This is a genomic window from Methylobacillus gramineus (assembly GCF_020532675.1).
In the GTDB taxonomy this organism is placed as follows: domain Bacteria; phylum Pseudomonadota; class Gammaproteobacteria; order Burkholderiales; family Methylophilaceae; genus Methylobacillus; species Methylobacillus gramineus.
Genome location: NZ_JAJAVE010000001.1, coordinates 791,114 through 806,549 on the forward strand (window position 1 = coordinate 791,114; position 15,436 = coordinate 806,549).

10 protein-coding genes are annotated in these 15,436 nt (G+C 52.2%); 3 read left to right on the top strand and 7 right to left on the bottom strand.

All coding sequences use genetic code 11. From position 1 onward, the window contains the following. Nucleotides 1-139: 139 nt before the first annotated feature. From LG201_RS03640 to smc, 7 genes are all read right to left on the bottom strand, one after another. Nucleotides 140-736 carry a protein-methionine-sulfoxide reductase heme-binding subunit MsrQ gene (locus LG201_RS03640; RefSeq protein WP_226770815.1) on the bottom strand — a complete coding sequence of 199 codons (597 nt, stop codon included), beginning with the start codon at nucleotides 734-736 and terminating at the stop codon, nucleotides 140-142. After that, nucleotides 737-1,702 carry a protein-methionine-sulfoxide reductase catalytic subunit MsrP gene (gene msrP, locus LG201_RS03645; protein WP_226770816.1) on the bottom strand — a complete coding sequence of 322 codons (966 nt, stop codon included), beginning with the start codon at nucleotides 1,700-1,702 and terminating at the stop codon, nucleotides 737-739. Between the two features lie 70 nt (nucleotides 1,703-1,772). Next, nucleotides 1,773-2,669: a tetratricopeptide repeat protein gene (locus LG201_RS03650; RefSeq protein WP_226770817.1), complete on the bottom strand. Its 897-nt coding sequence runs from the start codon at nucleotides 2,667-2,669 to the stop codon at nucleotides 1,773-1,775. Nucleotides 2,670-2,671: 2 nt separating this feature from the next. Further along, nucleotides 2,672-3,472, bottom strand: a complete 801-nt coding sequence (gene cysQ / locus LG201_RS03655; RefSeq protein ID WP_226770818.1) for a 3'(2'),5'-bisphosphate nucleotidase CysQ — start codon at nucleotides 3,470-3,472, stop codon at nucleotides 2,672-2,674. Continuing rightward, entirely contained in the window at nucleotides 3,469-5,541 is a 2,073-nt protein-coding gene (gene ligA, locus LG201_RS03660) for an NAD-dependent DNA ligase LigA (protein WP_226770819.1), read from the bottom strand. The genes cysQ and ligA overlap by 4 nt, the downstream gene beginning before the upstream one ends. Before the next feature lie 3 nt (nucleotides 5,542-5,544). Continuing rightward, nucleotides 5,545-6,936, bottom strand: a complete 1,392-nt coding sequence (locus LG201_RS03665) for a cell division protein ZipA C-terminal FtsZ-binding domain-containing protein (protein WP_226770820.1) — start codon at nucleotides 6,934-6,936, stop codon at nucleotides 5,545-5,547. A gap of 98 nt (nucleotides 6,937-7,034) precedes the next feature. Further along, entirely contained in the window at nucleotides 7,035-10,541 is a 3,507-nt protein-coding gene (smc, locus tag LG201_RS03670; RefSeq protein WP_226770821.1) for a chromosome segregation protein SMC, read from the bottom strand. Nucleotides 10,542-10,603: 62 nt separating this feature from the next. Between smc and queF the strand changes: the two genes are divergently transcribed. From queF to LG201_RS03685, 3 genes are read left to right on the top strand one after another with little or no spacing between them, the layout of a single operon-like run. After that, nucleotides 10,604-11,023, top strand: a complete 420-nt coding sequence (gene queF, locus LG201_RS03675; RefSeq protein WP_226770822.1) for a preQ(1) synthase — start codon at nucleotides 10,604-10,606, stop codon at nucleotides 11,021-11,023. A 25-nt stretch (nucleotides 11,024-11,048) separates the two neighbouring features. Beyond that, the gene (locus LG201_RS03680) at nucleotides 11,049-13,055 is read left to right on the top strand and encodes an LTA synthase family protein (protein ID WP_226770823.1); all 2,007 of its coding nucleotides are present in this window, start codon (nucleotides 11,049-11,051) and stop codon (nucleotides 13,053-13,055) included. 18 nt (nucleotides 13,056-13,073) lie between these two features. After that, entirely contained in the window at nucleotides 13,074-15,344 is a 2,271-nt protein-coding gene (locus tag LG201_RS03685; RefSeq protein ID WP_226770824.1) for a lipopolysaccharide kinase InaA family protein, read from the top strand. Nucleotides 15,345-15,436: the final 92 nt, after the last annotated feature.

Consider the following 15,436-nt stretch of genomic DNA (forward strand, 5'->3'; position numbering starts at 1 on the left):
TGGCGGTGGGGATAGAAGATTTTTGGAGGCTTATTCTCGCGTAATTGAAGCCTTATCGCAATGAAAATGCCGGATTTATTTAATAAAATACATTAATAATTAACATTAAATTATTGATTTATTATTTAATTTAAAAAATTTATGTTTTTAATCTCTTTTGATACATCAACCTGCATCCTAAGAGAATGGTCAGAATGCCTGCATATATTAATGGCTGCGAGATATCTTTTTTGACCAGCCATACATAATGCAGCACAACGAGTATGGCAATCGGATACACCAGCCTGTGCAATTGTTTCCAGCGATGTTTGAGTTTGCGCACCATGCCATCATTCGAAGTAACAGCCAATGGAATGCTGAGAATAAATGCCAGGAAGCCAACCAGCACGTAAGGGTGCTTGAGGATATCCTGACTGATTTCAGGCCAGTCAAACCAGTGATCAAGCCAGAGATAGGTTAAAAAATGCAGGGAGGCATAAAAAAACATATAAAGCCCCAGCATGCGTCTTAGAGGAATAACCCAGTTCAGGCCCAGTAACCTGTGCATTGGAGTGACTGCCAGGCTCAACAGCAAGGCAACCAATGCCCAGGTGCCGGTTGAGTGCGTTATGAATTCCACCGGGTTTGCACCCAGCTGATCCTGGCTGCCCAGCCAGATCAGCCTGATCAAAGGCAAGAGCGCAATTATAAACAGGCTGCGCTTGATCTGGCTCTGGGTTTGCTTACTCAATGCCATCTAGAAATGCTTGCGCAGGTCCATGCCGCTATAGAGCTGCCCTACTTGCTCCGCATAGCCATTAAACATTTGGGTGGGCACCCGCCTGGAAAATAATCCGCCACCTATGCGTCGCTCACTGGCTTGCGACCAGCGTGGATGTTCAACTTCGGGATTCACGTTGGCATAAAATCCATATTCCTTCGGGCCTGCGCGCATCCAGGTAGTTTGGGGCATTTTTTCAACAAACCTGATGCGTACCAGAGACTTCCCTCCCTTAAAGCCGTATTTCCAAGGCACCACCAAGCGCACAGGTGCGCCATTCTGATTCTGCAGTTGTTCCCCATATAAGCCTACCGCCAGAATGGTGAGGGGATTCATGGCTTCATCTATGCGTAACCCTTCAAGATAAGGCCAATCCAGCAAGGGAGCCCGTACCCCTGGCATGGTGTTAGGGTCTGCCATGGAAATGAATTCAATAAACTTGGCATTGCCATGAGGTTCTGCCCACTTGATCAGGGCTGACAACGGCAGTCCTACCCAGGGAATGACCATAGACCAGCCTTCAACGCAGCGCATACGGTAGATACGCTCCTCCAGTGGCGCTAATTTGAGTAGCTCTTCCAGACTGATTTTGCGAGGCTTGCTTACCTCCCCTTCGATGGAAATACTCCAGGGCGATGGATTGAATAGCGCGGAATTGGCGGCGGGATTTTCCTTGGAGGTGCCAAACTCATAGAAGTTGTTATAGGTGGTGACATCTTCATAGGGCGTCAGCTTCTCACTGTCACCATAAGTGGTTTTACGAAAGCCGGGGATTTTGGGTTTGTGGGCTATTTCCGCAGCAAGGGCGGCTGGGTTCAAGCCTCCATTGGCTAGTATGATGGCACCCAGCCCGGCCGCTTTGATGATATCCCGGCGCCGATGAAATATCTCCTGCGGTGTAATATCTGAAGGGTTGATGTCTGATGGCTTGCCTATAAGCATGTCCGTGTCCTTTGAGCAAAAGGTCGCAGACCTGGAGTCAGGTCAATTACCCGACCCCCATCAGCGCCTATTACTCAGATAGGCTTTTGAGCTGCTGGTTCACTTCTGCCGCCAACTTTTCAGCGCCTATTTCCAGGGCAATTTCCTCGGACTGTTTGAGTGTGGTTTTGGCCTGCGCGAGCTGTGAAGAAGCAATATAGCTAAGCCCCAACATGTAATACCCCTTGGCTACCCAATATCCATCCCCAGCACTACGAGATTTCTCAATGACACGATTCAGGTTTTTCTCTGCGCTCACGTAGTCTTTTGCCAGGATATACATATGTCCAAGCTCAATCGCGGCATTGGCATACTCGTCAAACGTCCCGTCACTCAATTCCATTACGACGGCTTTAAGTTGATGGGGAATAGCTTCATTGTAATTGCCCTGAGTACTATAAACGCCTGCAATATGCGCATTGGCCTCTGCCCGCTCATTGTTATTGCCTGCGAGGGCAAGCGCATCCTGGTAGTGCTTCAGCGCTTGTGGGAGTTGCTTGGCCAACTCCAGCGCCTCTCCAGCCAGCGTATGGGTAATCACCTGGAATTTCTGGCTCTTTTCGCTGTTAGCCAACTTCAATGCCTGCTCATAACTTGCCTGGGCTTCTGCATATTTCCCTGCAGCTTTGTAAGCATTTCCCTTGAAGATAAAACTGATCATGGTTTCCTGTGGATTACTGGCCAAAGGCTCTGCTTCTCTGAAAGTGGCAATGGCCGCCTCAGCCTGTCCAAGATTAAGCTGCGCCCTCCCCTTGCAGATCAGGACATTGCGTTGCTGCCTTTGCTTGGTGAGTAACTGGTCAGCCAGGACAATCGCTTGCTCCGGTTGATCATCACTCAAGGCCTTAAAGCAAGGATCAGCTGGATCTGCCGCCCAGGCAGGCACGCTCAAAATACACAGCAACAAGGAAACTGCTACATTCTTCATGGTCAATCCAGGTATTGGTTCCAGTCATGCAGCGTGGAGCCACAAGCAAAGAACTCGGGGTTAAGGATGGTATCTTTGAGATTGTATTGCAGCCTCAGGCCGTGCCTGTCGACCAAATAGCCACCAGCCTGTTCCAATACGCACTGGCCTGCTGCCGTATCCCACTCTGATGTGAGCCCTAGGCGCAAATACAAGTCGGCCTTGCCTTCGGCGATCAGGCATATCTTGAGTGAACTGCCCATGGCGATAATCTCAGGTGTGCCATGGCGATGACTGACGTTATTGATCAGGTTCTGTGTCTTGCTGCCAATATGAGACCGGCTAACAGCAAGGGTAATCTGCTCTAAACTCATGGGGCGTGCCTGAATGGGGGATGCAGGCGCATCACCTTCTTGTTTCCATGCACCTTCGCTATCGGCGAAGTAGCAGATATCCAGCGCCGGCGCATAGACCACGCCCATGGTCGCAACCCCTTGCTCGATCAGGGCGATATTGACGGTGAATTCATCATTGCGTTTGACGAACTCCCGTGTCCCATCCAGGGGATCAACCAGCCAATACCGTTTCCAGGATTGCCTGGCAGCAAAAGGCGCAAGTTCCGCCTCTTCTGAAATCAGGGGAATGGCGGGAGCAAGCGCTGCCAGGCCCATTGCAATGATGCGGTGGGCCGCAAGATCAGCCTCGGTCAGCGGAGATTGATCGCCCTTGTGCTGCACGGAAAAATCGCTGCGGTAGATCTCCATGATAGCCGCGCCCGCTTTGCGGGAAAGTGCAATCAATGCGGAGAGCTCGATATTATTCATTCTGCCAAGAGCGCCACTAGCCCAGCTTCATCAAGCACGGTCACGCCCAGCTCCTGAGCTCTCTCCAGCTTGCTGCCAGCCTCGGCGCCCGCTACTACATAGTGGGTTTTTTTGGACACGCTGCCACTCACTTTGCCACCAGCCTGCTCTATCATCTCCTTGGCATGCTCGCGAGACATCGTGGGCAGCGTACCGGTCAAGACCAAGGTTTTGCCGGTTAAAGCTCCGCTAGCGGTTTGCTTGCCTGAGGTTTCTTCCCAGTGTATTCCTGCGGCAATCAAGGCCGCGATCACCTCCTGGTTATGGCTTTCCAGAAAAAATTCAACGATAGACTCCGCCACGATAGGACCTACGTCTGGCACCTGCTGTAAATCTTCAGCACTGGCAATCAGCAGTGCATCAAGCTTGCCAAAGTAGCGCTCCAGATCCTTGGCAGTTGCCTCGCCGACATTACGAATCCCCAGTGCATAGATAAAGCGCGCCAGGGTTGTGCGCTTGCTGACCTGTAGCGCATCCAGCAGGTTCTGCGCCGACTTTTCAGCCATACGATCAAGGCTGGAGAGCGTCTCCAGGTTTAACTTGGTATACACATCCGCGAGGTTTTGTACTAAATGATTGTCCACCAACTGGTCTACCAGTTTCTCTCCCAGTCCCTCTACATCCATTGCGCGGCGAGAGGCAAAATGCAAGATGGCCTGCTTGCGCTGGGCCGGGCAAAACAAACCACCCGTGCAGCGAACAGCCGCCTCATCCTCAAGCCGTATGGCATGGGAGCCACAGATCGGGCATACGTGCTGTATGCTTTCCAGCAATTGATAGGGCTTTGTTCCTTCAGGGCGGCGCTCCAGGATGACACTCACCACCTCAGGGATGACATCTCCGGCCCTGCGCACACTGACTGTATCTCCCACGCGCACATCCTTGCGGTCTATCTCATCCTGATTATGCAAGGTGGCATTAGTCACGGTCACGCCGCCGACAAACACAGGATGGAGGCGCGCAACTGGCGTGATCGCGCCTGTGCGGCCGACCTGCACCTCAATCGCCAATACTTCGGTTAATGCTTCCTGCGCAGGAAACTTATGAGCAATTGCCCAGCGCGGAGCACGTGAGACAAATCCCAGCTCATTTTGCTGGCCTATGCTGTTGACCTTATAGACCACACCATCAATGTCAAAGGGCAAGTCATTGCGTTTACTGCCTATGCTCTGGTAATAATGGATTAAGCCATCCAGGGCATGGACCACAGCGCGTTCTTTGCACACCGGTAATTGAAGGCTGACCAGATAATCCATGGCAGCACTATGACTGCTCAACACCGGCACGCCCTCAGTTGCACCAACTCCATAGGCAAAGAAAGTCAGCGGCCTGGTCGCGGTAATCCGTGGATCAAGTTGACGCAAGCTGCCAGCCGCCGCATTGCGTGGGTTGGCAAACAACTTTTCACTCTTGGCTTGCTGGTCTTGATTGAGTTTTTCAAAATCGCGCTTGAATATCAGCACCTCACCACGTACTTCAAGCAAGGCTGGCGGATTGGCAACCTCAAGCTTGGTGGGGATGGAACGTACCGTACGCAGATTACTCGTGACATTTTCACCCGTATATCCATCGCCACGGGTTGCTCCCTGAGTCAATATGCCATGTTCATAGGTGAGAGTAATGGCCAGGCCGTCAAACTTCGGTTCGACCGCGTACTCTATGCTCGCTACGCCCAGGGTATCCCGTGCACGCTTGTCAAAAGCCGCTAGTTCCGTATCTTCAAACGCGTTATTGAGTGAAAGCATGGCAACACGGTGTGTCACGCTATCAAAGGCTTTCAATGGGCTGCCGCCGACACGCTGGGTCGGCGAGTCTGGCGTAATCAGGTCTGGATGTGCAGTTTCCAGGGCCTGAAGCTCACGAAATAAGCGGTCATACTCGCTGTCTGGCAGGCTGGGTTCATCCAGCACGTAATACTGGTAATCATTGCGGCGGATTTCATCGCGCAATGCTTGTATCTGCTGCTGAATGCTGGCTTCAGCTGACGGCGTTTCTGAAAACAAGCCGCCTTGTTGTTCGTGCCCACTCATGATTTAGGAGAATAGGCGCAAGGCGTAGGGTTCACCCGGTGCAATGCCACGCGTCTGCATTTTGTCATGGATCAACTTGATCTGCTGGCGGATCTTGTCGATCTGCACGTCGCCCAGCTCACGCTGCTTATCATCCACCAGGTGTGCACCCAGGCTATGTTCCATTTGTCGTGCCAATAACACCATGTGGTTATACGCCTCGGCATAACTTTTCACGCGCGGTATATCCAGTTGGAAAGTTAAACCGCGGATCACGGATGACCGCAGCATCTCTGGGCTGAAGGGGTGATTATCATGATTAACCACGGAAAACAGCACCTGTCTTTCACCCGCATCACCCTCTACTTCGTAGTGATACCCACCATCAGCGCCCAGGGTTAATCCGCCGGCTTCGGCCAAACCGCGGAACTTGGTACCGGTAAATGGGCCGCTACCGCCCTGGGTAAGATGGAAACCCACCATCTGATCCACTTCGATACAGAACTGATCCAGCTCGGTGGAATACTGCAAAGGATTGTCGGCATGCAGCCACTCAATCTCAGCGCCTAAAGACTGTGCCAATTCTTCCACTGCCATATGGAAACGAGACAATGCACCGGTAGAAACAGCGCCCGAGCGATCAGCCAGCTGCAGGCTGCACACGGCGCTATTGAATGACGCCGACTCCTGCTCACGCGTGAGCAGATACCAGTGATTGTCACCGCCCAGGCCATAGGCATAGACCGGTTTGTCGATATCGGTAATGGATAGCAGGAATTCGCGTAATGCCCTGCCTGTAGCAGGTTTTGCCAGATACAGAATGGCGCTGAAGTCAATCTGCTGGCTGATTTCACGCGGTAGTGTCACGCCTCCCTGCGGAATGATCGGTGCTGGTGCCGCGGATACAGGTGCGGTGTATTCCGGCTCCACATTACCATCAGCATGGTTCGTGTATTCGGGCTCGTAATCCGGTGCCGTCTCAGCAGCATAAACCGGTGCATCTTCCACAGCATCATCCTGCCATGGTGGTATCGACACCTCTTCAAGGGGCTGGGCATCCTGCTCTTCGTAGCGCGTTGTCAAGTGGCTGGCATCATCCGTGGCATCCGTTTCTTGCGGCACTACATATTCTGGCTCGATCTCGTAGTGTGCATGGTCCTGCTCATGCTGATCCGCCGGATGCCAGCCGTCTTCATCGGCATGCTCAACCTCTTCCTTGAGAATTGCGCTGGTATTTATCTGGAACTCCTCATTGCGAACAGCCTGGTCTTCTTCCATCAAGGCATCGTAGCGCGGCTCGTCAAAGCGGCTGGAAGTTTCCTTCTTTAATTTTCGCTCCTGCCACCAGTTAAAGATGAGAACAGCTCCAATAATCACTGCACCCAGTGCAATTAAGGCCCAATGTAGATCAGTCATTTTTTGTTACTCCACGCTTTTTGATCTGAGTGTTGACCCTGGCGTTATCCATTCCAGGGCTATTCGGATGTACCTTACAGGTACTGTTGAGTCGTTTCTCATGCAGTCATCTCATTGTGCATCTGCAAAGCGGTATCAATATCCACTTCCACAACACGGGAGACACCCGACTCCTGCATGGTAACCCCAATCAGTTGCTGAGCCATTTCCATCGTTATTTTATTATGGCTTACAAATAAAAACTGCGTACGGTCTGACATTTTTTTAACCAGTGTGCAGAAACGCTCTGTATTGCTGTCATCCAGCGGCGCATCCACTTCATCCATGAGACAGAACGGGGCAGGATTGAGCCTGAACAAGGCAAATACGAGTGCCAAGGCAGTCAGGGCCTTTTCACCACCAGACAATAAATGGATCGTACTGTTCTTCTTGCCAGGTGGCTGTGCAAACACCTGCATGCCCGTATCAAGGATTTCATCTCCCAGCATTTCCAGCCTGGCCTGACCACCTCCAAACAAGTCGGCAAACAGTTCGGCAAAATTACGGTTGGCTTCATCATATGTATGCTGAAGGCGGCTGCGGGTCTCCTTGTCAATACGGCGTATGGCATCTTCCAGCGTAGTAATGGCCAGTTCCAGGTCTGTAGATTGACTATCCAGGTAATGCTTGCGCTCCTTCTCTGCCTCAAGCTCTTGCAAGGCAGCCAGATTGACCGGCCCAAGCACTTCTACCTGGCTACTTAAGGAGGCTATCCTGCGTTCCAGGTCAACAGTTTTGGTATTGACCGTCAATCCTTGTACCAGGGCGCCTTCGTCCAAGCCGCCCTGCTCCAGGTTTTGCTGGCATTGCTCAAAATACAGTCTGGCTTGCTGTTCAGTCAGGCGAGATTGCTCCAGGCGGTCTCGCAGTGGGTGCAGCGCTTGCTCATGCTGCATGCGGGCCCGTTCTTGCTGTTGTAATTCGCTTTCTGTCCCGGCAATTGCATCACGTGCACCAGCCAGCGCCTGCTCGCGCTGCTGTTTAAGATTCAGCGCATGCTCAAGGTTGGTTTTCAGCGTCTCCATCTGTGCGGCCTGCAGTAACTGTTCCGTCTCCTGACGGCGTAACTTCAGGCTTTTTTCTTCATCTTCCATAGCGCCAAGACGGCTGGTGATGTCATTGATATTGTTGGTAATCAGCTTTTGGCTGAAGCCTTTTTCCTGAGCCTCACGTTCACCTTTTTGCAGGGCCACTCGTGCAAGACTGAGCTCGCCCTCGGCCGCAGTACGCTTGGACTGACTCGCCTGCCTGTCTTGTTGCAGTTGGCTGATGGAAGATTGCAGCGTGTGTATCTGGGCCTGCTTTTCTTTGCTGGCAAGATCAAGCGCTGTCTGCTTGTCTGTCAGGGCATCAATCTCCAGCTGCAAGGTATTACGACGTTCCAGGATATGCTGGCGTTGCTGGGTCAATCGCTGGATTTCCAGAGTACGTTGGTGTTGCGACTGGCTGCTGTGACGTAATTCCTGTTGTAGTTGCTGTTGTTGCTGACGAGCCTGCTGCAAGCGCACTTCAGCCTCTTGCAATTCACTTCTGGCATTGCTGACGGCGAGCTGTTGCTGGGGCAATCCGGCTTTGAGTGCATCAAGCTCGCGCTGGCGTTCGAGCACACCATGCAACATCGAGTTGCCTGCATGGATACTCAGGCTATGCGGCGTATGGATATCACCGTCCTTAGTCACCAGCCATTGTCCTGGCTGTAATTGCTGGCGTTTTTCCTCAAGCTCGGATGGGTTGTCCGCAATCAGCACATGGCTTAGCCAGTCTTGCAATACCCCACGCAAATCTGCATCCTCCGCCTGTACAACGGAGAGCAGCCCTGGATTGGCCGCAGGGAACGCTGAGGCTTGCGCATAGGCAAATACCAAGGCCGCAGGCGGGCGCGATTGCAAGCTTAGCCTGATGGCGTCAGGTTTTTCCACCATGGCATTTAGCCTGGCCCCCAGCACCGCCTCCACGGCGGTTTCCCAGCCTGGTGCTATCTTGAGCTTTTGCCACAGGCGCTGGCTGTTTTGCAATCCTGCGTTACGTAGCCAGCCTTCAAGCTGCTGCTCACGTCCTAGTGATTGCTGTATTTTGGTCAAGGAGGCAATCTGTGCCTCTGACTGAGCCAGGCTGCGTTCCCCACTCAGCAGGTTTTCACGCAGTGCACGTATAGACTCGCTGAGTGCCTGCTCATCCTGGCGAATGCGCTGCAAATCCTGCTCGGTACGCTGCTGTAGCGCTAACGCCGCTGTGGATTCAGCTTCCAGTGTGCTTAGTTGGCTCTCGTCCGGAGCCTGCAATTCACGTTGTTCCCGCTGCAGTTTTTGCAAGCGTTGACTGGCCTCCGCGAGGTTGCGTTGGGCATGTTCAAGGTTGGCCTGCTCCAGGCGAATCGCCTGTTCAGCCTCATTCAGGGCGCGTTGAGCGACTGAATGGATATGCAAGGCCGATTGAAACGCACGTTCCACCTCAGGCAATTGTTGTCGCAAGGCCGACAGCGATGTGGTCGCCGAGATTTCTTGGCTGCTCGCTACCTCTTGCTCAGTCTGCAAAGACTGCAGTTTGTGCTTGAACTCCTGGGCTTGTATGGAAAGCTTCTGCGACTGCCCGTCTATTTGCTGCAACTGTGCCTGCAGTCTGTCCCTAGCCTCATGGGTATGCCGCACTTGCTGTTCCAGATTGGACACCTCGGCATTGGCTTCGTAATACATGGCCTGGCTTGACTGCAAAGCCATAGAGGCTTCGTTGTGTTGTAAGCGTAAACGTTCAACATGGCTTTCGCTCTGGCGCAGGGCAGCCATTTGCGCTTCCAGTTCGATACTGAGTCTGCTTACCGTGGCCTGGGATTTTTCCCATTGGCTGGCTGCATCCCTTTTCTTGAGCAGCCAAAGCTGGCCTTGTGCAAGCTTAAGATTGCTTTGTAAGTCATGATACTGAATAGTCACCGCAGCCTGCGACTCAAGCCGGGTGATCTGTTTGCCCATTTCCTGGCGGATGTCTTCAACCCTGAGCAGGTTTTCACGTGTATCGCGCAGGCGGGACTCTGTCTCGCGCCGGCGCTCCTTGTACTTGGAAATTCCTGCGGCCTCTTCCAGGAAAACGCGCATTTCCTCAGGCCTGGCCTCCACAATGCGGGAAATCGTATTCTGGCCAATGATGGCATAAGCACGCCCGCCAAGCCCTGTACCCAGAAACAAGTCGGCAACATCACGTCGGCGCACCGCCGTATTATTAATAAAATAACTCGAGCCTTTTTCTCGCTCTATGATGCGCTTGACCGAAATTTCTGCATATTGCGACCATTCGCCATTGGCTCCGCCCAGGCTGTTATCAAAGATCAGCTCAACGCTGGCGCGTGAGGCTAGCTTGCGATTGCCGGAACCATTGAAAATCACATCGGACATGGATTCGCCGCGCATTTCCTTGGCACTGGATTCACCCAATACCCAACGAATGGATTCCATGACATTGGACTTGCCGCAGCCGTTAGGGCCCACCACGCCTACGCGCTGGCCATGTATATGCAAGGTAGTCGGGTCGACAAAGGATTTAAAACCGGCAAGCTTGAGATGAGTAAGGCGCAATTGGTGAAGGTCTTGGCTATAATGACACTTTTTCGATGAACCCGATTTATACGGTAGCCCTTATGTCTAGTCAACCCAGCAAAGCTTTGGAAACCTTCCCCAACCCTAACTCCGGCCGTGATATTCATATCCATATGGAGATACCAGAATTTACCTGCCTCTGTCCCAAAACAGGTCAGCCTGACTTTGCCGTGCTATATCTGGACTACATTCCTGATCAGACCTGCGTTGAATTGAAGAGCCTGAAGCTGTATATGTGGTCTTTCCGTGATGAAGGATGCTTCCATGAGGCGGTGACCAACCAGATACTGGATGACTTGGTAGCTGCCACCGATCCACGATTCATGCGGCTTACTGCCAAGTTTTATGTACGCGGCGGGATTTTTACCAATGTTGTGGCAGAGCATCGTAAACCAGGCTGGCAGTCACACCCTCGCGTCGAACTGGCGCAATTTGATACTCAATCCAATATTCGTGGCTAACTCCCTCAGAATGGAACTCTTCTAGATGGCCTACGCCAAGCAAGCAAATATCGCCGTTCGATTACGCGCCAGCACCTGGAACTTTGCGCGTCTTTTTGGTCCATACGCCCCCCTCGTGGTCATGACGCTGGTCGCGCTGGTGATATTCACCTTATCGCGAGCAGGCCTGGTCATTTGGCAACTGGAGCGTGTCACAGCAGTAGCAAGCTGGCAGGAGGTGCTGTTGCATGGCCTGCGTGTGGATACCATACAAATCGGCCTCATGTGGTTGCCAGCGGTATTGCTGGCTCCTTTGTTTGCTTTTGGTAGCGCCTGGAAAAACTGGCGTCGGTTTACTTATTTCTGGGTTGTGCTGTGTACGAGTGCCATCATTCTATTAGAGCTTTCCACTCCCGGCTTTATTGCCGAGTACGACTCCAGGCCCAACCGCCTGTTTGTTGAGTATCTCAAGTATCCGCATGAAGTACTCTCCATGCTATGGGGAGGCTTCAAGATCCACTTGTTTGCGGGTGTTATAGGCACCGCCATCACAGCACTGGTGATGGGCTGGTTCATGCGGCCATGGTTGAGCCAGGAAATACGTTGGTCCAGGCTCAAGCTATGGCTCTGGCCACTGATTTTCTTGCTGACTGCACTGGTCATTCGCGGCACTATCAGCCATAGGCCAGCCAATCCTGCCATGTTTGCCAGAACTACCGACTCCATGGTCAACAGCCTGATACTGGACTCGCCCTGGTCACTGATTCACGCGATTTACAGCCTCAAGCATGAAAACACCTCCAGCGACATTTACGGCAATATGCCAGAGGAGGAAATTTTCCGTCTGGTACAGCAAACCCGCCAGCGTTTTGATGCCGGGTTTAACCCAGCAGCCAATGAAGCGCTGCCCACGCTAACCCACCTCAAGCCTACCCGCCAGCGTGACCGCCCTCTGAATCTGGTGATCATCCTGGAGGAAAGCCTGGGCGCCACTTTTGTGCAGTCATTAGGTGGTGTGCCTGTCACTCCCGAGCTTGAGAAGTTGAAAGAACAAGGTTGGTGGTTTGAGCAAATGTATGCCACTGGCACTCGCTCAGTACGAGGCATTGAGGCAGTTGTGACCGGCTTTCAGCCTACACCCGCGCAAAGCGTGGTCAAGCTGTCTTTATCCCAGCGCAACTTCTTCACCATCGCATCCCTGCTGGAAGCAAAAGGCTACAGCACGGAATTTATCTATGGTGGGGAATCGCACTTTGACAATATGGTCGGTTTTTTCATGGGAAATGGCTTCCAGCGTGAGCAGGACCAGGATAGCTATGTCAATCCGGCGTTTGTTGGCAGTTGGGGAGCCTCTGATGAGGATTTGTTCAACAAGACGCATGAAGAGATCAGCGCCAGTCATGCAAGTGGCAAGCCTTTCTTCACACTGGTATTTACTTCTTCCAATCATGCGCCATTTGAGTTCCCGGATGGGCGGATTGCCTTGCACGACCCGGTCAAGGCCACCGACAATAACGCCGTCAAATACGCAGACTATGCCTTAGGCCAGTTTTTCAAGAAGGCCCAACAGAGCGAATACTGGAAAGACACTTTGTTCATCGTGGTGGCAGACCACGACATCCGCGTGCATGGACATGACATGGTGCCACTTGAGCACTTTCATATTCCTGCATTAATTCTGGGGGCAGACATTACACCGCGGAAAATCCAAACCGTGGCCAGCCAGATAGACCTGCCGGTAACCGCACTTTCACTCATGGGCATAGAAGCTGAGCATCCAATGACAGGCAGGGATATAAGCCGGGAAGGTGGTGACCCTATTGGGCGTGCGATGATGCAATTTGAGCAGAATTTCGCCTGGATGGAGGGCAACAAAGTGGTGGTATTGCGCCCGGAAAAAGCACCGGCGCACGGCACATGGGATGTCAAGAACAAGAAATTCACCAGTGTGCCCAACGGCCCGCAGGACATGGAACAGCGCGCACTGGCCAACTCCCTGCTCCCAGCGTTGCTTTACAGAGAACAACGCTACCATCTGCCAACGGCAGAATAAGAATAAACAAGCTTGACTATGGATACCACGAATAAACTTGAAACACCCCTTGCTGAGGGGCCGCCCAAAGCAAGACTGCCTCAGCCCTCCATGCTGACCTGGGAAATCATTCGCAAGGGCCTCAGCTACATCCTCCAGGGCAAGATGATGGTGTCAGATAGCCACCTGCCCCCTATGGCACATGATGTGCCAGTAGACTTTGCCGGTGTTGGGGTTGCCACCTCTGGTGACCTCTTGGTAGATGATTATGTCGTAGCGAGGTTGAAAGAATTAGGTATCAAGCAGGTGAGGCTGGATTTTAGCTATGCTGATATCAATGGAGATGCTTCACGCTTCCTGGAACGCCTGCTGAATGATGGCTTTTCCGTCATGCTGCATTTGGTGCAGCCGTTTGATGCTGCGATTGATATGGAAAACCAGCCCGCGCAATTCGCTTGGCGCAGATTCCTCCAGCAAGTCTTGGGGCAATTCGGTTCGCGCATCAGTCTGATTGAAGTGGGTTCCACCATTAATCGTAAACGCTGGGCGGGCTATACCACTCCCGGCTTCCTCAAAGCCTGGGAAATTGCCTATCAGGAGGTCAAAAGCCGCCATATCAAGCTGGCAGGCCCCAATATCAGTGACTTCGAACCGCTATACAACATTGGCCTGCTCGATATCCTGCACAAGCTTGGGCAATTGCCGGATGTGCATACCAATAACTTGTTCTGCGAGCGCTCCACTGAGCCTGAACGCTATGACCATCGCATTCTCAAATACAGGCAGGCCACCGCACTTAAATTTAACCTGGTAAAAAAAGCCCGCTTACTGAAGAAAATCACGACAGATCATCACGTACCCGAGATCATGTCGCCGTCTGCGTTCTGGACGCTGCCACGTATATTGCGCCTGTTGCCGGATGGCGAGCAGAAACAGGCTGATTACCTGACCCGCTACCTGATCCTGTGCGCTGCCTCTGGCGCGCTCAGCAAAGCATTCTGGGGACCCTTGATCTGTCACAGGGAGGGCTTGATTGACGATGGAAGCGGCACTTATCCTGCTATTGAGCGCATTACGCACTATGCGAGCGTGACCGGGAACATTGACCAGTTCCGTCCGCGCCCCAGTTTTTATGCCATGAAAACCTTTTCTGGCATGATTCCCGGCCGTCATTACCTGGGCCCGTTACGTACCAGTCATGGACTGGAAATTCATGCCTTCAGCTCCGCTGATACCTTATTGCATGCTATCTGGATGACTAATGGCAAGGGCGCTGTACTGGCCGATCATTATGCACTGCAAGATTTAAGTGACGCCCACTACACTGACAGGGATGGCAGCCAGCCAACCGCAAGAATTGCACTTGCCAGCGAATCCCCTATTTATCTGCAATGGCCTATTTCCAGGAGTGTGGACTTGAAGCAAGAAAAAAGCCTGTTCGGCAATCTTTCCATCCAGCGGCATGTTGAGGACAAATCACATCACGCCTTTAATGAAAACGGCTGGAGCGGTATTTATGTCGCCAGCGATGAAACAGAAGCGCAGCTACTGCATCAGGCACTCAACCCGGCACTGATTGGCAAACCGCCCAAAGAGGCCCTGCTACGCAATGCGCGCAATGCCATATGGACCATCCCGGATCCACGACATCCTGATCGCAAGCTCGTGGTCAAACAACCGGTCAAGATGCATCTGCATAAAAAACTGTTAGACCAGTTCAAACTATCCAAGGCAAAACGTAGCTGGAATGGCACCAATCAGCTCTTGCGTCGCGGGGTTGAGGCTGCCGCCCCTGTGGCATATTTTGAAAAGCGCGGCGACCGCTCGTTGCTGGAAAATTTCTATATTTGTGAGTTCGTCCCCACCGATTTCTCCATCCGCGATATTTTTGCCGCATTCAATGCCGGGCAGCAGACATATGAGGGCGTGACCGCAATGCAGATTTTCCCTCAACTCACTCGCTACTTGCTGAACATGCACGACAAAGGGGTGTTTTTCAGGGATCTGTCTGGCGGTAATATCCTGGTGACTAAACAGGCAAATGAGCTGTTGGAGTTTTCATTGATCGATACTAACCGCGCCCATTTCTTCAATCACCCTACAGTGTTGGGAAAACGCCTGTCTGATCTGACCAGGGTGTGCGTCAAGCTGCCTTGGGAAAGTCGCGAACAATTGGTCGGCATGTATTTACAAGCGCTTAATCAAAAGTTTACGTTCAAGCACCGGCTGCCTTTTCATATCTACGATCTTAAAGTAGGCCTGAAAAAGAAATTCGGGCGTAAAGCGATTCGCCGTCTTTTCAAGAAATAAAGCCTTTTAGTAGAAATAAAGAAGCCCGCAGAAAGCGGGCTTCTTTATTTGATTCGAACTACATCGAATGCATGCAATATTATTAATATCAA